The organism is Rhizobium sp. YS-1r, assembly GCF_000757525.1.
GTDB classification, from domain to species: Bacteria; Pseudomonadota; Alphaproteobacteria; order Rhizobiales; family Rhizobiaceae; genus Neorhizobium; species Neorhizobium petrolearium.
Map to the genome: position 1 here is coordinate 132,843 of NZ_JPYQ01000056.1, position 17,044 is coordinate 149,886.

The window sequence follows — 17,044 nt, forward strand, 5'->3', positions numbered from 1 at the left end:
GGAGAAGGAGCCAGCTGGCCTTACCAAACGAGGATCTCCAACGTGCCCGATGTCGTCCAACCCTTCGCACTGACGCGGCCCGCCCATGTCCGCGCCGCGCATCTCATCGTCAGCGACCTGGCCGTCGTCTCCGATTTCTACCGGAAGATCATCGGCCTCCAGGTCATCGAAAAGACCCCAAGCGGCGAGGTGCTCGGCGTCGGCGGCCAGCCGCTTCTGACGCTCACGACCGGCACCAGCGTTTCCCGCGCACCGCGCAATGCCGCCGGCCTGTTCCACACCGCCTTCCTGGTGCCGGACCGGCAGGAGCTCGCCCACTGGCTTGCGCATGCGGCCCATAACAACGTACAGCTCGACGGCGCCTCCGACCATCTGGTCAGCGAGGCGATCTACCTCTCCGATCCGGAGGGCAACGGCATCGAGGTCTATCGCGACCGTAAACCCGAAGAATGGACCTACCATCCGGACGGCACCGTCGCGATGGCGACCGAGAGGCTGAACCTCCAGGAACTTTATAACGGTGCGCCCAAGCAAAGCTGGAACGGCATGGCGGACGGAACGGCGATCGGCCATATCCACCTCCAGGTCGGCGACATCCCCGAGGCCGACGCCTTCTATCGCGACGTGCTGGGTCTGAAGATCATGGCGCGGTATCCGGGCGCGAGCTTCTTCGCCACCGGTGACTACCATCATCATATCGCGGCCAATATCTGGAACAGCCGCGGGGCCAAAGCGCGGGAAGGCAACATGACCGGCCTTTCGGACTATACCGTACGCTTCAATGACAAGGCGGCACTCGAGAGCGCGCTGGCTGCGCTTGACGCCCAGGAGATCGCCACGACGAAGACCGCTGAAGGCTTCTCGCTCAGGGACCCCTGGGGTATCGGCTTGACGCTTGCAGCCTGATCCTCGCGGCCTATTCCCAGCCCTCCTCCCAGCGAAAGCGGCGTTCCGGAACCGGAGCGCCGCTTTCGCGTTGAAGGACATCACGGGGACCTATCGAGAAATGGCCATCACCAGCGCGCGCGGCGCAAGCAAGCCGAAAAGACATCCGGTCGACGTGGGAGGACTGGCGGGCGGGGACTCCGGCGGTGAGGATATCGACATCACCGAACATCACTATCCGCTCGGCCGCGAGGCGCTGGAAGTGGTGATGGCCTGGGCGGTGATCGGCATTTTCGCGATCGCCTTCTTCGCCATCCTTCACTATATGGCGCTGATCCTGATCCCGGTGACGCTCGCCATCGTCGTGGGGTTGATTCTCGGGCTTGCCGCCGACCGGCTCGGACAGGCGGGCGTGCCGCGCTTCGGCATCGCGCTCATTCTCTCCACGCTGGTCTTCGCAGTGCTCTTCCTGATCATCAACTTCCTGGCGGAGCCGGTTTCGACGCTGGTGCGCGAGGGGCCAAGCTTCATCGAGCGGACCGCCGACCGCATCATGCCCTTCCTGGAGAGACAACGCTGGCTGAACATCTCGCCGGCGACCTTCGAGACGGGGCCGATGTCGATGCAGTCGCTGCTCGAGAATTCCAGCAATATTCTGGGCGTGGTGACCAGCAGCCTGACGCCCGCGATCATCCAGGGGCTGATCTTCTTCGCCGCGCTGCTGCTTTTCCTCTATGGCCGCGTCAGGCTCCGGCGTACCGTCATCCTCGCGTTCCCGACCAGACGGCAGCGGCTGATCGCGATCCGCGTGCTCAATGCGATCGATCAGGTGCTCGGTTATTATTTCGCGACGGCGAGCATCCTCTATTTCGGGCTCGGGATCATCATGACGCTGATCGCCTATTTCAGCGGACTCGCCATGCCGGTGCTCTGGGGCCTGTTCGCCTTTCTCTCAAGCTTCGTCCCCTTTCTCGGCATCACGCTGATGACGATTTCGGTGGCGATCGCCGGCATCCTCACGCATGAAGCTCTCTTCATCGGGCTCATTCCGGCGGTCATCTTCTTCTCCGTGCATCTCGTGATGGAGAACCTGATCTTTCCGGCGATCATGGGCCGGCAATGGGAGATCAACCCCTTCATCGTCTTCCTCGCGATCCTGTTCTGGACATGGATGTGGGGAGCGGTCGGCGCCATGCTTGCGCTGCCGCTTTCCCTCATCATGATGACGGTGCTTGCCGAGCTGTTTCCCGAACGGAAGACAACGCCGAACCTGCCGGGATGATGGCGAGGATCAACAGATGAACCTCAGTCGTAGAGGTAATATTGCTCCCACTGCTCCCTGGGGACTTTCGAACCGATCTTGAAGTCGAAGGACATGACCTTCAGGCCCTTGTCGCCCGTCTCGCATTGATATTTCAGGCGGTACCAGTCACCCCGGCTGCGAAAGACCGCACCGGGGGCGCGGACGGAATTGCCGTCCTCGATCGCTTCTGAAAACGTGTAGGCGATCACCTTGTCGGGTTTGAATTCACCCTCCTTCCGAATACGCTCCATCGCCTCCATATCGCAACGCTGCTCCCGGCGTTCGTCCGGAGCAAGTGCATTGAGCTGTCTTTCGATGCGTGCATCAAGGGCATAAGCTGGCAGGGCATAAAGAAAGGCGAGTGCTACCAGCGACCAACGTCTTGTCATGTCATTTCCCATCCAATGTGACTCGGACGGCGCGGAAACTAAGAGACGATCGGATCGTTGACCACCGACCAGAACGGGAAATAGGATGATGTGATCGGATGAGGTCAATGGGGTCGAGGTGAGCAAGCGTTTAGAGCGAATGCGCGCCAATCCCCAGGCGGATCGACGCGGTGAGAACCTCATGAGTCCGTTGCGATATGCAGTTCTTGTATCTCCCCTATCGCCTGAAGATGGCGGTGGTTTCCTTGCGACCGTGCCGGACCTGCCAGGCTGCATGAGTGACGGCGAAACGCCGCAGGAAGCCATTTCCAACGTTCAGGACGCAATCGAAAGCTGGATCGAGGCGGCGCACGACATGGGGTGGGATATTCCTCCGCCTTCAAAGCGGGCGGCAATCGGCTAAACGTCCCATACCCGCCTTCCCCGCTTGCTTCGCGCTCCGTCGCCCCCTATCTCTGGCACTCCTTTCATGAAATCCGGAGTGCTTCCTTGGACATCTCCCGCAAATCGCCGTTCGGCCCTCTTCCCAGCCCTCCGCTGGCCGCGAAGAAGCCGGTCTCAGACACACGCCACGGGATCACCCGCACCGACGACTACGCCTGGCTGCGCGCCGACAACTGGCAGGCGATGTTCAAGGATCCGTCGATCCTCGATCCTGAAATCCGCGCTTACCTCGAAGCCGAGAACGCCTATATGGACGCGGCGATGGGCGACACGGCGGAGCTCCAGAAAGTGCTGTTTGCCGAAATGCGCGGCCGCATCAAGGAGGACGACAGCTCGGTGCCGATGAAGGACGGGACTTTCGCTTACGGCACGCTCTTCGTCACCGGCGGCGAACAGCCGCATTATTTCCGCACGCCGCGCGACGGCGGCGAAAAGCACGTCCTGCTCAACGGCGACGAGGAGGCGAAGGGCAAGGACTATTTCCGCCTCTCAGGCATCGATCATACGACCGACCACGCCAAAGGCATCTGGGGTTATGACGACAAGGGCTCGGAATATTTCACGCTGCGCATCCGCGACCTTGCAACCGGCGAAGACCTTTCCGACGTGCTGGAAAACACCGCCGGCGGCGGGGTCTGGGCGCCGGACGGCAAGAGCTTCTTCTATACGCTGCAGGACGAGAACCACCGACCGTCCAAGGTCTTCCACCACATCGTCGGCCAGCCGCAGTCGGAAGACAGGCTGGTCTACGAGGAAAAGGATCCCGGTTTCTTCATGGGCGTTGGCGGCTCGTTGCTGGACGACTTCATCTATATCGACATCCACGACCACGAGACGTCCGAATACCGCATTCTTTCGACCAGTGACCTGACCGCCGAACCGAGGCTGGTCGCCGAACGCGAGGAAGGCATCGAATATTCGATGACAGAGGGCGGCGACGTCTTCTATATCCTCACCAATGACGGCGGCGCCAAGGATTTCAAGATCATGCAGGCTCCGGTTAATGCGCCGGGCAAGCAAAACTGGACGGAGGTCGTGCCGCACGAGCCGGGCCGGCTGATCATCAGTCACATGGCGTTTGCCCGCCATCTCGTCTGGCTGCAGCGCAAGGACGGCCTGCCGCAGATCATCATTCGCGACCGGAAGACAGGCGAGGAACATGCGATCGCGTTTGCCGAAGAGGCCTATTCGCTCGGCCTGCAGGGGGCAGCGGAATACGACGCCGATGTCATCCGTTTCTCCTATTCCTCGATGACGACGCCCTCGCAGCTCTTCGACTACGACATGGTGACCCGCGAGCGGGTGCTTTTGAAGACGCAGGAAGTGCCGTCAGGTCACAACCCGGACGACTACGTCACCCGCCGGGTGATGGCACCGGCCCATGACGGCGAACTGGTTCCGGTCTCCTTGCTCTATCGCAAGGATACGCCGCTCGACGGATCCGCACCCTGCCTGCTCTATGGTTACGGCGCCTACGGGATTACCATACCCGCCGGCTTCAATACCAATATCCTGTCTTTGGCCGACCGCGGCTTCGTCTATGCCATCGCCCATATCCGCGGCGGCAAGGACAAGGGTTTTGCGTGGTACGAAACCGGCAAGATGGAGCATAAACAGAACACATTCAAAGACTTCATCGCCGCGGCTGACTATCTGAATCAGCAGAAGTTCACATCTTACGCGAACATTATCGCAGAGGGTGGTTCGGCAGGCGGCATGCTGATGGGCGGCATCGCCAACATGGCACCGGAAAAGTTCGCCGGCATCATCGCCGCCGTGCCCTTCGTCGACGTCTTGAACACCATGCTGGACGATACACTGCCGCTCACGCCGCCCGAATGGCCCGAATGGGGCAACCCGATCGACTCGCCTGACGAGTATCAGTGGATCGCCGCCTATTCGCCCTACGACAATATCGCGGCCAGACCCTATCCACCGATCCTGGCGCTTTCCGGCCTCACCGACCCGCGCGTCACCTACTGGGAGCCGACCAAATGGGTGGCACGGCTGCGGGAGAAGGCACCGGGAGCAGGCCCCTATCTTTTGAAGACCAACATGGCGGCCGGCCACGGCGGCAAGTCAGGCCGCTTCCAGCGGCTGGAGGAGATCGCCTTCGAATATGCATTTGCGATCAAGGTGGCGGGGAAGATGTAGGCTGCAGTCGAGATTGGGAAGGGGAAGATGACGGTCTATGTAGCCCTCCTGCGGGCGGTGAATGTCGGCGGTACCGGTGCGTTGCCTATGACCGAGCTTAAAGGCATCTGCGAAGAGCTCGGGTTCACCGACGTGAAGACCTATATCCAGAGCGGCAACGTGCTGTTCCGCTCCGGTGAAACGGAAGCGGCGGTGGCCGAGAAGCTCGACGCGGCGCTGGGCAAAAAATTCGGCAAGAGACCGGGCGTCATGGTGCGCACGACCGCGGAACTCGAAGCGGTCGCCGAGAACGCCCCCTTCCCAGAGGCCAAGCCAAATTTGCTGCTCGTGTATTTCCTGACCGAGACCGCCCCGGCTGATGCGCTCGCTAAAATGGTGGCGCCGGACGGCGAGGAAGCGGCCGTTGCTGGACGCGAGATCTACGTGCACTACCCGAACGGTTCCGGCCGCTCGAAGCTGAAACTGCCGGCCCTGAAGCCCGGCACCTCGCGCAATCTCAACACGGTGCGGACGCTCGCGGGCCTGGCCCGCGCGATGGAATAGGCGGATGGCGCAAATGGCGGGCATCATCATTCCGATCGTCTGTTACGCCATCATCTTCTATGTCGTCGGGACGATCTCCTGGTCCCTATGGAAACAGCGGAAAAACAAGCCCCCGGCCTGGCCGCCCTACCCGCTCATCAATGCGACCGAAGAGGAGATGGACCGCAGGCGGGATGAAGTGCGGGACATGCTCTCCCATAAGGCGCTCGGAGCCGAACGGGCACGGCGGCTCTGGGACAAGCTGCAGCGGGCCGAAATCGGCGGAGGCCTCATCCATGAATTCCATCGCGATTTCTGCGGGCACGGTCTCATCCGCACGCAAGCAGGCATAATCCTCTGCGACATCCAGGACGGGCATTTCCCGGGGCCGGCGATCGCTGCCTGGGACAACCCACAGGAGTTCGTGGACTTCTTCGCCCGCCAGAGCGATTTCACCATGAGTGGCTGGGAGCCAGCCGAGCCCGTCTTCTTCACGGAAGACAAATGGTATCGGAACAATCAGCGTCTTCGAACAGAGATCATCGACAGGTTTCTCTGAAGCCTGAACGGATAGGAAACGCTGCGAAGCACGGCGCGGTTGCATTTCCTTGTCAAGCCCCTACCCTCAAATCGACATTGCGGACGCAAGCCTCGCACAAGGTTCAGCCGTTAACCATTCGTTAACCATTCTGAACACGGGCGTTCTGCCATGAAGATCGATAGCGGCCTCAACGGCTATTATTATCCGAACCGGACCCTCGACATGGACCGCAAGACCGAGGAAGCGCCTCAGCGCGAAACGGTGTCAGTTCAGCGTTCTCCCAATGCTTTGACGGGCAGCAGCACGCTGCTGTCGTCCTCGCTTGCCAATGCCCTGTGGGTAATCGAGAGCGGCGACACAGCCTCCACCGAAGCGGAAGCGCCGATGCCGACCGTTCCTCATGACTGGGTCGAAGGCGTTTACCAGGAATTCGCCTGAACCTGAGGCACCAAATCCCTGATTGCAGGTTCACGCCGCTTCCGCCGGCGTCACCTCCACCGTGACATGCGACAGATCCCGGATGCTCCGGAGTTTTTCCTTGTAGAAGGATGGCGCGCGGGGTTTTGACGTGACGAGCGCCACGATAGCCGCGCGATGACCCGGCCCGACCTGCCAGACATGCAGGTCCGAAATCCTGTCCTCCTCCGTCTCCACCTGCTGCCGGATTTCGTCGGCCAGATCCTCATCGTCCGGTTGGGCATCGAGCAACACCGTCGCAGTGGCGCGGATCAGCCCCCAGGACCAGCGGGCGATCACCAGGCCGCCCACCACGCCCATGACCGGATCAAGCCAGATCCAGCCATAGCCGCGGCCGAGGAACAGAGCAAAGATCGCCAGCACCGACGTCAAAGCATCGGCCAGAACATGCAGGTAGGCGGCCCGCAGGTTGTGGTCTTCGGCACCACGGCCATGATCGTGTCCACCATGGTGGCCGTGATGATGACCACCATCATGCGCATGGGCGCCGTGATGACCATGATGGCCGCCATGATGATCGTGATGACCGCCCCTGAGCAGCCAGGCGCTCAGGAGGTTGACCGCAAGCCCGATTACGGCGACCGCGATCGCCTGATCGAAATCGATTGCAACCGGATGAGCAAGCCGCAGAAAACTCTCCCAGGCGATCAGGATCGCGATCAGGGCAAGCACGATGGCGCTCGCGAAACCGGCGAGATCGCCGAGCTTGCCGGTGCCGAACGTATAACGCGGATTGCGGGCCTGGCGGCGCGCATAGAGATAGGCCAGGGCGGAAATCAGCATCGCGCCCGCATGGGTCGACATGTGCCAGCCGTCGGCGGTCAGCGCCATCGAGCCGAAGATGGAGCCGGCAACGATCTCCGCCACCATCATCGTCGCGGTGAGCCCGATCACCAGCCAGACCTTGCGTTCGTTTCGTTCATGGTCGGCGCCTAAAAACACGTGGTCGTGCTTCAGCTCCTCGATGGAATGCGCCATCGGTTTCTCCTTTGCGTCCACTCAGCGGATGTAAGTTCTGAGCGCCTCGGCGAGTTCCTCCGCCGCCTGAGCGCGTTGCCTATCGTTTTCAGCATGCAGCACATGCTCGTGCAGATGCCCCTCCATCACCTCGCCGGTAAGCCCAGCAAGCGCGCCGCGGATCGAGGCGAGAAGCTGCAGCACCTCACCGCAGGGCGCCTCCTTTTCCAGCGCCCGCTCGACCGCCTCCATCTGCCCCTTCAACCGGCGCACCCGCGCCAGAAGCTTTGACTTTTCCCGAATGGTATGGGCCACGGACTGCTCCCGAAGTTAATATAGGGGGCTATCCTATATCATCCCTGAGCTTGAGCGCAATCCGGGAGCCATCCCAAACGCGAGCGCAGGCTGGATGCAAGCCCCGGACAGGATTGGAACCCTAAGTCGATCTGAGCCTTACAACGAGGAAAGTCGAGATGACGACGATTGGCAGCACCAATTCATATTACGCATCCCTCCGCATCAATTTCGGCAAGAGCGACGACAGCAAGAATACGGACAACGGCGGTAACATCGCAGGCCCTCGGCAGTCATCTCCCGGCGGCATGACCGGCAGCGACACGGTCTTCGGGGCCAAGCTCGCCGACGCGCTGTGGACAATGGAAAGCGAAGGCGTCGAACTGGAGCAGAATGCCGACGACACCTGGCTCGGCGAACCGCCCTCCACGACCTATGAAGACGAATTCCTGGAACTCTCCAAGAAAACCTATGCCGAACGCATCCGTGAACAATATCTCGAAGAGCATGGCCTCACCGAAGAGGATGTGAAGGCTATGTCGCCGGAAGATCGTGAAGCGGTCGAGGCGGAAATCCGTGAGGCGATCCTCGAAGCCATGGGCATCAATGGCCAGAAGCAGGAAATCGCGATGGACATGGGCGGCGGTGCGGCAGGCGCTCAGGCGGCGGGCATTCAGGCCTCCCCCGGCAAGGCGGAGCAGGACGCCAAGGACGACCCGCTGCTCTCCATGTAGCCCCGGCAAAACAGGCCTTCTGCGGCCGCGGCCTTTTCAATCATGGCCGCTGCCGTTTTATGCTGTACTGTCGCCGTCGACATCACCATCGATCACGCGGGATGCGCAGCCTTCCGCATACCATTCCCATTCCGCCCGCGACCGCCGCAGCATCTCCATTGCGAGAAGCAGCCAGAAACCGGCCGCCAGGGCAATCAGCGCCCAGAACGGCCGCATGCAATCCCTCGAAAACCCTCCGAACCTTTCATGATCGTGGCTAAAGCACGCGCTCTTCATGTCACCTCTCCGCTTGTCTCCCTGCAGATGGCGACCTAGATAATTGCTATAGTGACTAGAGCTTCAAGAGGAATTTTGCGATATGCTGTCGATCGGCGATCTTTCGAAACGCACCGGTGTCAAGGTGCCGACCATCCGCTATTACGAGCAGATGGGCCTCATCGCGGCAGCCGAGCGCTCCGAAGGCAACCAGAGGCGCTACGAAAGAAGCGATCTCGAGCGGCTGGCCTTCATCCGCCACGCACGCGACCTCGGCCTCGACATCCCGGCGATCCGCGAGTTGATCGCGCTCAGCCAGCATCCCAGCGAGCCATGCGCCAATGCCGACCGGATCGCCGCCGACCATCTCGCCGCCGTACGCCAAAAGATCGAGAGGCTGAAGAAGCTGGAACATGAACTCGAACGCATCGTCTCCCAGTGCGACGGCGGCCATTCGATCGAGGACTGCTACGTGATCCGGTCACTCTCCGATCACGGGCTGTGCGAGAGCGAGCATTGATATTTCTAACCCAATGGGCTAGTCTTTACACATGAAAGCGCTACAAACTGTCGCGGAACTACCCACTTTCACGAATCAAAGCGGCAGCTGTTTTCTCCGCCGAGGAGAAGGAAGAGGTTATTTCCTTTCTGGCGGCAAACCCGTTGGCCGGCGACGAGATTCCCGGTACGGGCGGTGTGCGCAAGGTCCGTGTGCCCGCGAAGGGCAAAGGCAAGCGTGGTGGCGCTCGCGTCATCTACTACTGGTACAGTGAGAATGCGCCGCTCTATGCCTTGCTTGTCTATGCCAAGAACAGGAAGACTGATCTGACACCGGGCGAAGCCAAGGCTGTTTCATCGCTGGCCAAGGCCATCAAGGATCACCACAGGGCGAGGATGAAGTAAGATGTCCAAGATGTCGAAAAAGCCGAGTTTTGGTGCTGAGCTGATTCAAGCCATGTCCGAAGCGCTCGCTCATGCCAAAGGCGAGACTGCGAGCGGCACAATCGTCCATCACATCGACGTGGATATGCCTGACCCCAAGCTTGTTCGCCAACGGCTTGAACTTACCCAGGACCAAATGGCGCGGGTGCTCGGCATGAGCGTCCATGGTTACCGCAAGTGGGAGCAAGGGCATCGCCGGATGAGCGGGCCGGCCGCCAACCTCCTGCGCGTCATGGAAAAGGAGCCCGAAGCGGTATTGCGGGCACTTTTAGCAGCGTGACGCCTGGCGTCGTACACCTGTCATGTGAAAACAGTAAGGGCCACCTTCCAACACAACCGGTTGCCCAGATGCCCGCCCTCTTCCCTCCCCTTTCCCCTTACGAAACCGGTTTCCTCGAAACCGGTGACGGCAACCGGATCTTCTTTGCGCTTTCGGGCAATCCGGACGGCAGGCCGGTGCTCATCCTGCACGGCGGGCCGGGCTCGGGCCTGTCGGAAAGCGCGAGGCGGCATTTCGATCCGAGGGTCTGGCGCATCATCCAGTTCGACCAGCGTGGCTGCGGCAAAAGCACGCCGAATGCCGGCGATTTCGACAACGCACTTGCCGACAACACGACCCGGCATCTGATCGGCGACATCGAAGGGCTGCGGGAAATGCTCGGCGTCAAACGCTGGCTCGTCTTCGGAAATTCCTGGGGCGCGACGCTGGCGCTCGCCTATGCCGAGACTTTTCCCGAGCGGGCGAGCGCCATCATCCTCGCCGGCGTCACCACCACCCGCTGGAGCGAGATCAACTGGCTCTATAACGGGCTTTCGCTTTTCCTGCCGGAGGCATGGGAGAGATTCGTCGCGGCAATCCCCGAGCGGCTGCGCGGCGATCATCCCGTCGCCGCTTATCATACCCTTCTGAACGACCCCGACCCGGCCATCCGGCAGAAGGCGGCCTTCGACTGGCATGCCTGGGAAGCAGGTTCAATCTCCGCCGACAGCCAGGCCGGGCTACCGGAGCGCTGGCGGGACCCGGCCTTCGTGCTCGCCCGCGCAAGGCTCTGCGCCCATTATTTCCATCACCGCGCCTGGCTGGAGGACGGACAGTTGCTTGCCGATGCACATCGGCTCGCGGAAATCCCGGGCGCGCTGATCCAGGGCCGGCTCGACCTGCAGGGACCACCGGCGACGGCCTATGCGCTTTCCAAGGCATGGCCGGGGAGTGAGCTCACCCTGGTCGACAATGCAGGGCATTCGGCGAGCGATCAGGGCATGGCGGAAGCGATCATGGCCGCCGCGAGACGTTTTGCGGATTACGACTGATCCGCCTGCCCATCCGGCGCAGCGACGTCCTTCAGGATATCCAACGCATCACGTAATGCCGTCGAACGGTTGCGAGGGTCGTAAAGGGCAGCGAGGCTGAGCGTCAGCGAGGCGGGATAGGGTTCGATCCGACGCCGGGCGGTGCCCGCGATGTCGATGCTCCTCGACTGGACCGGTGCCAGGCCGATACCCAGACCGGCGGCCACGAAGGAAAGCTGGCTGTGGAGACGGCCCGCCGTCGCGGCGACAGTCAGCGGGTATCCTGCAAGCCTGCATTGATCCCTGATCGCGGCGTAAAGAGAAAGTCCCTGCCCTTCCGGAAAGAGGATCATCGGTTCTCTCGCCAGTTGCACGAAACCTATCTGCCGTTCCGCACTCAAAGGATGATCCTCCGGCAGCACCGCGTCGAACCGGTCTTCGGAGAGGATTTCGACGGAAAGCCGCGGTTGCGTTTCCACCGGCGGATGGCCGAGACCGAGATCGATCCGGCCAGCGGAGATCAGCTCGACCTGTTCATTGGTCGTCGCTTCATGGAGGTCGAAGTCGGCTTCCGGATTGGCCTGCCGCAACCGCCGGATCGCCGCCGGCAGGATGTGGTAGAGCGCGGCCGAGACAAAGGCGATCCGAAGCCGGTTGCCGGCTTTGCGGGCGGCCTGTCTGGCAAACTGCCGGGCGCGCTCCTCCGCGTTCACGATCGCGAGTGCTTCCTCCCGAAAGGCCAGTCCGGCAGCCGTCAGAACGACGCGCCGGCTGGTGCGCTCGAACAGCCTGACGTCGAGTTCGTCCTCCAGGCGGGCGATGGCGCGGCTGAAATGCGGTTGCGCCATCCCGACCGCCCTCGATGCCCTGCCGAAATGCAGCGTCTCCGCGAGCGCGAGAAAATATCGGATCTGGTTGAAATCCATTGATGTCAATTCTGGTATCGGATGAGACCAGTCCGCATCATTGATGCATCGGTCTCCCATCGTCTACCTCTTCGGCATCACAATGAAAGGAGGCAGCGATGAAAATGAGGATTCTGGCGATGCTGTTTGGTGCGGCACTTGCCGGCGCTCTGCCGGTCGAGGCCCATCACGGATGGGGCTATTACGATACTGCCCGGCCTATCTATCTTTCCGGACGCGTCACCTCCGTCTCGTGGCGCAATCCGCATCCGGAGATCACAGTCGAGAACGAGACCGGCGCGCTTCCATCGACCTGGGACGCTCTTCCCGTGCCGGAGGAACTTGCGGAACTCGGCTTCGAGGCGACGCTTCGGCGCGTCCAGCCTGCCGCCCCGGCGGAGCGATGGACGCTCGATCTCGCACCGATCAACCGGCTGGAAGCCTGGGGCATGCCGCGCGAGCCAAAGGCGGGCGACGTCATCACTGCCATCGCCTTCCCCTCCTGCAGCGAGGAGGGCGTTGCGCGGCCCGCCCTGATCGTGCTCGACGGGGTCGGGGTCCGGCAGCAGTCGGTCGCGCTGCCCGCCGGCTGCAGCGGCGATCCGCGAGGGTGATGCAATGCTCGCCGCGCTCGAAAATCTGGATCTCGTGATCGCATTGCGCCGCTCCGTCTGGGCCTATCCGATCATAAGCTGGCTGCATATCCTCGGCATCGGCCTTCTGTTCGGCTCGATCGCCGTCGTTGATCTGCACCTTCTCGGGCTGATGAGGAAACTGGACGGGAGCGCCGTCCGGCGGTCGCTGGTGCCGGTCGCGATTGCCGGCTTCTGTCTTGCGGCGGCGACGGGCGTCCTGCTCTTTGCGCCGGCGGCGCGGGAATATCTTGCCAGCCCGTTCTTCCGGCTGAAGCTTCTGCTTCTTCTCCTTGCCGGAGGCAATGCCGTTCTGCTGCGCATGATCGACCACCGGAGCCTGCGCGCGGCTGCACCTCTCTGCGGCCTGGCATCGCTCGCCCTTTGGGTCTCCATCATCTTCGCAGGGCGGATGCTCGCCTTCGGATGATTGCGCTTGACAAGCCGCGCGAACGGGCGCATTTGAGCGCCATGATCAAGACGCGCACACACATCGCCTGCTCGTACTTTTGGGCCTACCTGTAAGGGGCGGCCGACAGATCATCATGTCAACAAGCCGCCGTCAGGCGGCTTTGTTGTTTCAGACGGCACCTGACGGCTACACAAGACCGAAAAAGGATGCCGGAAATGACCGAAGATACAGAAATCTCACTGCCACGGCCGCCCGTCGTGACGATCCGCAACGCTAAGTCGCGCGACCTGCCCGAGCTCAACGAGATGATCGCCTTGCTCGCGGCTCATCACAACGATCCCGCCGCCATCACGCCCGAGAAGCTCGAACGCGACCTTTTCGGCCCGATGCCGTGGATCACGGCGCTGGTCGCCGATACCGGTTCGGAACTGATCGGTTACGCCATCCTCGTGCCGCTCTACCGGGCGCAGGAAGGCGTACGCGGCATGGACCTGCACCATCTCTTCGTGCGCGACGGCCATCGCGGCCATGGGATCGGCCATCATCTCGTCTCGCGTGCCCGTGAGATCGCCAAGAATGCAGGATGCGACTATCTTTCGGTCAGCGCCGCAACCGGCAATGTCGCCGCCCACCGCTTCTACGAGCAGATGGATTTCAAGCCGCGCCCGGTCACCGGCATGCGCTATATGCAGGCGCTGGCGTAAGGCAAACCGGCCAGGGCCTATCCGGCGGCCTTGGTTTGTTGTTCAGATAGCGATGGAATTTACCCCCTCACCTGAAAAATCTAGCACTTAGCCTTCGGCTAAGATGCTGATTTTTCTTCCTCTCCCACCAAGGGAGAGGTAGGCGGCGGCAGCGCGGCATTTCTATCTCTCCCCTGGTGGGAGAGAAAGCGATTTCAACATTTAGCGAAGCTAAGTGTTGGAAATCGCAAGTGAGGGGGTCCGTGACCTCACCGCGACGGCACCGCCTTCAGATAGGCTGCGATCGCTTCCAAATCGCTCTTCGGCAGATGCGCCAAGTTCTGCTGTACCTCGACCATCGATCCGCCGACGGAATCATATTCCGGCGTGAAGCCGGTTTCGAGATAGCTGGCGATGTCGCCCTCGCTCCACGAACCGATATCCCGAGAGCCCGGCGTGATATTGGGGATAGTGCCCCGTCCTTCCGGATTCGGGCCGCCAGCCAGCCAGCGGTCGGGCTCGAAGCCACCGAGCGAATTGCGCGGCGTGTGGCATTCGCCGCAATGGCCGGGACCTTCCGCCAGGAACTGGCCGCGCCGGACCTTTTCATCGGCCGAGGCGAGCTCGACACGCGGCTGATCGTTGAAATAGAGGAATTTCCAGCCGCCCACCGCCAGCCGGATATTGTAGGGGAACTGCAATTCGTGCGGCGGCGCGACATTGCTGCTTGCCGGCAGCGTCTTCAGGTAGCCGAAGAGATCATTGATGTCCTTGGCCGAAAGCCTGGCATAGGAGCCGTAGGGGAAAGACGGATAAAGATGCTCGCCATCCCGCCCGACGCCCCGGGTCATCGCGTTGCCGAACTCGGCGAGCGTCCAGTCGCCGATACCGGCGCTCGGGTCTGGCGAGATGTTCGGAATATGGAAGGTGCCGAAGGGGCTCGGCAATGCACGGCCGCCGGCGAGCACTTTCAGCGCATCGCCGGTAGAGTTCTGGGCCGCGTGGCAGCTCGCGCAGCCGCCCGCCCAGAAGAGCTGCTCGCCGTTGACAATATCCGGTTCGCCGAGATCGGCCCAATAGGTATCGGGATGCGGATCAGGCTTCGTCAGCGCCCAGGCTACCCCGGCGCCGACAGCGACGATGACCACGCCGGCACCCAGGACTTTCGTCCACCGAGACGCCATGCTCTTCTCCTTCATCATTTCATGCAAAACCGGCGGCAGGCGAGCCGCCGGCTTCGGTTATCCGTCAATTGCTGGGAGCCCGGTAGGCCTTATGGCACTCGGAACAGATCGGTCCCAACTTTCCCAGTGCCGCTGCCACGCCAGCCTTGTCAGCCGGCAGGGTGGCAAGCAGGGCGCTGGCCTCAGAACCGAGCCTGGCTGCCAGGGCGCGAAAATCGTCAGGTTTTTGCCAGACCGCCGGCAAAGCTTTGGTGTCGCCGGTGTCCGACCCCGGCGGGAACTGATCCGGAAAGGCTTTGATATTGGTGCTGATCGTCGTCAGCGCCGTCTTGACCACCGCCTCGTCATAGGGCTTCTCACCCTTGGCAATTGCCCCCAGCGCGCCGGCCGCCTGCCCATTCTGCTTCATCAGGCTCTGTCTGGCAGCGATCGGCTCCTGCTGCGCGAACGCTGCGGACAGACAGAGACAGCCGGCACCTGCCGCGATGACGTAAGACCTCAACCGCATATGCACATTCCTCCCATAAAGCCGGCCTCCCATAAAGCGGAACGAGCGGCCTGTTGACGACGGCTCACGATGCGACGCGCATTTGGCCGGAGGAAGTAACAAGGCAGTGATAGTTTCCACATGAAGCAGCGGCGCGGTGGTCGAGGCGGCCGTTCGGCCGCCCTGCATTGCCGGTCAGCGCTTCAGACGATAGGTCTGGTGGCAGTCGCCGCAGGTTCCGCCGAGCGTCTTCATCGCACTGCCGACACCTGCCTGATCGGCCGGGACAGCCGCAAGCAGGTTCTCCGCGTCGGCTGCCAGCTTTTGCGCCTTGGCATGAAAATCGCTCGTATTCTGCCAGATGGCCGGAGCGGCCTCCGTCTCCGCGCCCGTCTCGGTGCCGGCGGGGAACTGGTTGGGGAAAGCCTTCATCGTGGTGCTGATGGTCGTCAGCGCGGCGGTCACAGCCTGGGCGTCATAAGGCTTCTCGCCCTTTGCAATGCCCCCGAGGGTGCCGAGAGCCCCGCCGACGGCTTTCATCTGGCTCTGGCGAAGGACCTCCGGCTCTTCCTGCGCAAAGGCAGCGGACAGACAGAGACAGCCGAAACCGGCCGCGATGATCATGGATTTCAGGCGCATGCAGACATTTCTCCTCTTTGGCATCGAATCCGACGGTCATGATGCGCTGCACCATGACCGGCATCGCGATGACAATGAAGTAACAAAACGGTGAGAATATTAGCAAAATCAGTCGTATAGCAAAAATGCCGCTCCACCGGACTGGCAACCCTAACGGCGTTACGCCTTCACCCCTTCCCAGAGCGTGAGAAGGCATACCAGCACCAGCAGAAGGCCGGCAATCCGCCCGACCCAGACGGTCGCCTTGCCGTTCCCGCCCAGCATTCCCCGCGCCCGGCCGGCCGCCACCGCCAGCCCGCCATAAACCGCGAACTGTGTTCCGGCGGTCATCGCCGCCATGATCGCCGCCTGAGGCGCAAGCGGCCCGAAATCCGGCCGCAGGAACTGCGGATAGACGGCGAGCATGAAGAGATAGGCTTTCGGATTGATGAGGCAGGTGACGGTGCCGCGCCGGAACGCTTCCCAGTTGGAGCGCGTATCGGCGGGGCCGACGTGATCGACGATGATCGAACTTCTGAGCAGGCCGAGGCCGATCCAGGCCATGTAGAGTGCGCCGAGGATGAGCAGCGGCTTGAACAGAACAGGCATCAGGCTCGCCAGCAGACCAACGCCGAGCGCGCCGTACAGGGAATGCACGAGCCCTCCGGCCATGATGCCCGAGGTCGCCGCGAGACCTGCCATGCGGCCGCGGGTCAACGCGTTGGCGAGCACAAAGATCATGTCCATGCCCGGCACCACGATAATACCGAAGAGGAGCGTGAAATAGAGCCAGAGATTTTCGGCGTATGTCATGTCAGTTTCTCTTGCCACATCGGAGGCTTCCAGAAACACGAAGCCTTGTTTTTCAATCGGATATGCGATCCTATAGACCAGCCCAACTGACAGCGTATTGTCAGTTGGGATTGGCTGAGCGAT

24 protein-coding genes are annotated in these 17,044 nt (G+C 61.8%); 15 read left to right on the top strand and 9 right to left on the bottom strand.

Going from position 1 to position 17,044, the window contains the following annotated elements; genetic code table 11:
• The first annotated feature begins 42 nt into the window (after nt 1–42).
• Both JL39_RS26180 and JL39_RS26185 read left to right on the top strand, forming a co-directional pair.
• Nucleotides 43–906 (top strand): VOC family protein, encoded by an 864-nt coding sequence (locus JL39_RS26180; protein ID WP_037159698.1) that lies wholly within the window; start codon nt 43–45, stop codon nt 904–906.
• Between the two features lie 100 nt (nt 907–1,006).
• Nucleotides 1,007–2,167 carry an AI-2E family transporter gene (locus JL39_RS26185; RefSeq protein ID WP_081952997.1) on the top strand — a complete coding sequence of 387 codons (1,161 nt, stop codon included), beginning with the start codon at nt 1,007–1,009 and terminating at the stop codon, nt 2,165–2,167.
• 23 nt (nt 2,168–2,190) lie between these two features.
• Here JL39_RS26185 and JL39_RS26190 read toward each other — a convergent pair whose 3' ends face one another.
• Nucleotides 2,191–2,577, bottom strand: a complete 387-nt coding sequence (locus JL39_RS26190; protein ID WP_037157703.1) for a DUF930 domain-containing protein — start codon at nt 2,575–2,577, stop codon at nt 2,191–2,193.
• Between the two features lie 181 nt (nt 2,578–2,758).
• On the opposite strand from JL39_RS26190, the gene JL39_RS26195 reads away from it, so the two are divergent.
• The 5 genes from JL39_RS26195 (at nt 2,759) to JL39_RS26215 (ending at nt 6,676) form a co-directional block, all read left to right on the top strand.
• On the top strand, nt 2,759–2,980 hold the full coding sequence (locus JL39_RS26195) for a type II toxin-antitoxin system HicB family antitoxin (protein ID WP_037157706.1): 222 nt from the start codon (nt 2,759–2,761) through the stop codon (nt 2,978–2,980).
• 86 nt (nt 2,981–3,066) lie between these two features.
• Nucleotides 3,067–5,175, top strand: a complete 2,109-nt coding sequence (locus JL39_RS26200) for a S9 family peptidase (RefSeq protein WP_200884010.1) — start codon at nt 3,067–3,069, stop codon at nt 5,173–5,175.
• A gap of 27 nt (nt 5,176–5,202) precedes the next feature.
• Entirely contained in the window at nt 5,203–5,718 is a 516-nt protein-coding gene (locus JL39_RS26205; protein WP_037157709.1) for a DUF1697 domain-containing protein, read from the top strand.
• Between the two features lie 13 nt (nt 5,719–5,731).
• Nucleotides 5,732–6,256 (top strand): hypothetical protein, encoded by a 525-nt coding sequence (locus tag JL39_RS26210; RefSeq protein ID WP_152601281.1) that lies wholly within the window; start codon nt 5,732–5,734, stop codon nt 6,254–6,256.
• A gap of 150 nt (nt 6,257–6,406) precedes the next feature.
• Nucleotides 6,407–6,676 (top strand): hypothetical protein, encoded by a 270-nt coding sequence (locus tag JL39_RS26215; RefSeq protein WP_052183127.1) that lies wholly within the window; start codon nt 6,407–6,409, stop codon nt 6,674–6,676.
• Nucleotides 6,677–6,706: 30 nt separating this feature from the next.
• Here the strand turns inward: JL39_RS26215 and dmeF are convergent, their stop codons facing one another.
• Both dmeF and dmeR read right to left on the bottom strand, forming a co-directional pair.
• Nucleotides 6,707–7,693: a CDF family Co(II)/Ni(II) efflux transporter DmeF gene (dmeF, locus tag JL39_RS26220; protein WP_037157715.1), complete on the bottom strand. Its 987-nt coding sequence runs from the start codon at nt 7,691–7,693 to the stop codon at nt 6,707–6,709.
• A 21-nt stretch (nt 7,694–7,714) separates the two neighbouring features.
• Nucleotides 7,715–7,987, bottom strand: coding sequence for a Ni(II)/Co(II)-sensing transcriptional repressor DmeR (dmeR, locus tag JL39_RS26225; RefSeq protein WP_037157719.1), 273 nt, complete (start codon nt 7,985–7,987; stop codon nt 7,715–7,717).
• 158 nt (nt 7,988–8,145) lie between these two features.
• Between dmeR and JL39_RS30660 the strand changes: the two genes are divergently transcribed.
• On the top strand, nt 8,146–8,700 hold the full coding sequence (locus tag JL39_RS30660) for a hypothetical protein (protein WP_052183128.1): 555 nt from the start codon (nt 8,146–8,148) through the stop codon (nt 8,698–8,700).
• Between the two features lie 57 nt (nt 8,701–8,757).
• Here the strand turns inward: JL39_RS30660 and JL39_RS32035 are convergent, their stop codons facing one another.
• The gene (locus JL39_RS32035) at nt 8,758–8,916 is read right to left on the bottom strand and encodes a hypothetical protein (RefSeq protein WP_161784807.1); all 159 of its coding nucleotides are present in this window, start codon (nt 8,914–8,916) and stop codon (nt 8,758–8,760) included.
• Nucleotides 8,917–9,058: 142 nt separating this feature from the next.
• Between JL39_RS32035 and JL39_RS26235 the strand changes: the two genes are divergently transcribed.
• The 4 genes from JL39_RS26235 (at nt 9,059) to pip (ending at nt 11,208) form a co-directional block, all read left to right on the top strand.
• Nucleotides 9,059–9,475 (top strand): helix-turn-helix domain-containing protein, encoded by a 417-nt coding sequence (locus JL39_RS26235; RefSeq protein WP_037157722.1) that lies wholly within the window; start codon nt 9,059–9,061, stop codon nt 9,473–9,475.
• Nucleotides 9,476–9,618: 143 nt separating this feature from the next.
• Entirely contained in the window at nt 9,619–9,858 is a 240-nt protein-coding gene (locus tag JL39_RS26240) for a type II toxin-antitoxin system RelE/ParE family toxin (RefSeq protein WP_227702208.1), read from the top strand.
• Nucleotide 9,859: 1 nt separating this feature from the next.
• Nucleotides 9,860–10,177: a type II toxin-antitoxin system MqsA family antitoxin gene (locus tag JL39_RS26245; protein WP_244446968.1), complete on the top strand. Its 318-nt coding sequence runs from the start codon at nt 9,860–9,862 to the stop codon at nt 10,175–10,177.
• A 68-nt stretch (nt 10,178–10,245) separates the two neighbouring features.
• Entirely contained in the window at nt 10,246–11,208 is a 963-nt protein-coding gene (pip, locus tag JL39_RS26250; protein WP_037157725.1) for a prolyl aminopeptidase, read from the top strand.
• On the opposite strand, the gene JL39_RS26255 is transcribed toward pip, so the two are convergent.
• Complete coding sequence (locus JL39_RS26255) at nt 11,199–12,113, bottom strand: LysR family transcriptional regulator (RefSeq protein WP_052183129.1); 915 nt, start codon at nt 12,111–12,113, stop codon at nt 11,199–11,201. The genes pip and JL39_RS26255 overlap by 10 nt on opposite strands.
• A gap of 98 nt (nt 12,114–12,211) precedes the next feature.
• Between JL39_RS26255 and JL39_RS26260 the strand changes: the two genes are divergently transcribed.
• The 3 genes from JL39_RS26260 to JL39_RS26270 all read left to right on the top strand — a co-directional run bounded on the left by JL39_RS26260 (nt 12,212) and on the right by JL39_RS26270 (nt 13,840).
• Nucleotides 12,212–12,706 (top strand): DUF6152 family protein, encoded by a 495-nt coding sequence (locus JL39_RS26260; protein WP_052183130.1) that lies wholly within the window; start codon nt 12,212–12,214, stop codon nt 12,704–12,706.
• A gap of 4 nt (nt 12,707–12,710) precedes the next feature.
• Entirely contained in the window at nt 12,711–13,154 is a 444-nt protein-coding gene (locus tag JL39_RS26265) for a hypothetical protein (RefSeq protein WP_037157728.1), read from the top strand.
• Between the two features lie 188 nt (nt 13,155–13,342).
• A complete protein-coding gene (locus JL39_RS26270) occupies nt 13,343–13,840 on the top strand; it encodes a GNAT family N-acetyltransferase (RefSeq protein ID WP_037157731.1) in 498 nt (165 codons plus the stop codon).
• 248 nt (nt 13,841–14,088) lie between these two features.
• On the opposite strand, the gene JL39_RS26275 is transcribed toward JL39_RS26270, so the two are convergent.
• The 4 genes from JL39_RS26275 to JL39_RS26290 form a co-directional block, all read right to left on the bottom strand.
• On the bottom strand, nt 14,089–15,003 hold the full coding sequence (locus JL39_RS26275) for a cytochrome c (protein WP_037157734.1): 915 nt from the start codon (nt 15,001–15,003) through the stop codon (nt 14,089–14,091).
• 64 nt (nt 15,004–15,067) lie between these two features.
• Nucleotides 15,068–15,511 (bottom strand): cytochrome c, encoded by a 444-nt coding sequence (locus JL39_RS26280; RefSeq protein ID WP_037157737.1) that lies wholly within the window; start codon nt 15,509–15,511, stop codon nt 15,068–15,070.
• Nucleotides 15,512–15,685: 174 nt separating this feature from the next.
• Nucleotides 15,686–16,129 carry a cytochrome c gene (locus JL39_RS26285; RefSeq protein WP_037157740.1) on the bottom strand — a complete coding sequence of 148 codons (444 nt, stop codon included), beginning with the start codon at nt 16,127–16,129 and terminating at the stop codon, nt 15,686–15,688.
• A 159-nt stretch (nt 16,130–16,288) separates the two neighbouring features.
• Nucleotides 16,289–16,921 (bottom strand): LysE family translocator, encoded by a 633-nt coding sequence (locus tag JL39_RS26290; protein ID WP_037159724.1) that lies wholly within the window; start codon nt 16,919–16,921, stop codon nt 16,289–16,291.
• Nucleotides 16,922–17,044 lie beyond the last annotated feature (123 nt).

What these genes read in the sequence shown, in the direction of transcription:
- JL39_RS26185 (WP_081952997.1), top strand. Translation starts at nt 1,007, where the DNA reads ATGGCCATCACCAGCGCGCGCGGCGCAAGCAAGCCGAAAAGACATCCG.
- JL39_RS26190 (WP_037157703.1), bottom strand. Translation starts at nt 2,577, where the DNA reads ATGACAAGACGTTGGTCGCTGGTAGCACTCGCCTTTCTTTATGCCCTG.
- JL39_RS26195 (WP_037157706.1), top strand. Translation starts at nt 2,759, where the DNA reads ATGAGTCCGTTGCGATATGCAGTTCTTGTATCTCCCCTATCGCCTGAA.
- JL39_RS26205 (WP_037157709.1), top strand. Translation starts at nt 5,203, where the DNA reads ATGACGGTCTATGTAGCCCTCCTGCGGGCGGTGAATGTCGGCGGTACC.
- JL39_RS26210 (WP_152601281.1), top strand. Translation starts at nt 5,732, where the DNA reads ATGGCGGGCATCATCATTCCGATCGTCTGTTACGCCATCATCTTCTAT.
- JL39_RS26215 (WP_052183127.1), top strand. Translation starts at nt 6,407, where the DNA reads ATGAAGATCGATAGCGGCCTCAACGGCTATTATTATCCGAACCGGACC.
- dmeF (WP_037157715.1), bottom strand. Translation starts at nt 7,693, where the DNA reads ATGGCGCATTCCATCGAGGAGCTGAAGCACGACCACGTGTTTTTAGGC.
- JL39_RS30660 (WP_052183128.1), top strand. Translation starts at nt 8,146, where the DNA reads ATGACGACGATTGGCAGCACCAATTCATATTACGCATCCCTCCGCATC.
- JL39_RS32035 (WP_161784807.1), bottom strand. Translation starts at nt 8,916, where the DNA reads ATGCGGCCGTTCTGGGCGCTGATTGCCCTGGCGGCCGGTTTCTGGCTG.
- JL39_RS26235 (WP_037157722.1), top strand. Translation starts at nt 9,059, where the DNA reads ATGCTGTCGATCGGCGATCTTTCGAAACGCACCGGTGTCAAGGTGCCG.
- JL39_RS26245 (WP_244446968.1), top strand. Translation starts at nt 9,860, where the DNA reads ATGTCCAAGATGTCGAAAAAGCCGAGTTTTGGTGCTGAGCTGATTCAA.
- pip (WP_037157725.1), top strand. Translation starts at nt 10,246, where the DNA reads ATGCCCGCCCTCTTCCCTCCCCTTTCCCCTTACGAAACCGGTTTCCTC.
- JL39_RS26255 (WP_052183129.1), bottom strand. Translation starts at nt 12,113, where the DNA reads ATGGATTTCAACCAGATCCGATATTTTCTCGCGCTCGCGGAGACGCTG.
- JL39_RS26260 (WP_052183130.1), top strand. Translation starts at nt 12,212, where the DNA reads ATGAAAATGAGGATTCTGGCGATGCTGTTTGGTGCGGCACTTGCCGGC.
- JL39_RS26265 (WP_037157728.1), top strand. Translation starts at nt 12,711, where the DNA reads ATGCTCGCCGCGCTCGAAAATCTGGATCTCGTGATCGCATTGCGCCGC.
- JL39_RS26270 (WP_037157731.1), top strand. Translation starts at nt 13,343, where the DNA reads ATGCCGGAAATGACCGAAGATACAGAAATCTCACTGCCACGGCCGCCC.
- JL39_RS26275 (WP_037157734.1), bottom strand. Translation starts at nt 15,003, where the DNA reads ATGGCGTCTCGGTGGACGAAAGTCCTGGGTGCCGGCGTGGTCATCGTC.
- JL39_RS26280 (WP_037157737.1), bottom strand. Translation starts at nt 15,511, where the DNA reads ATGCGGTTGAGGTCTTACGTCATCGCGGCAGGTGCCGGCTGTCTCTGT.
- JL39_RS26285 (WP_037157740.1), bottom strand. Translation starts at nt 16,129, where the DNA reads ATGCGCCTGAAATCCATGATCATCGCGGCCGGTTTCGGCTGTCTCTGT.
- JL39_RS26290 (WP_037159724.1), bottom strand. Translation starts at nt 16,921, where the DNA reads ATGACATACGCCGAAAATCTCTGGCTCTATTTCACGCTCCTCTTCGGT.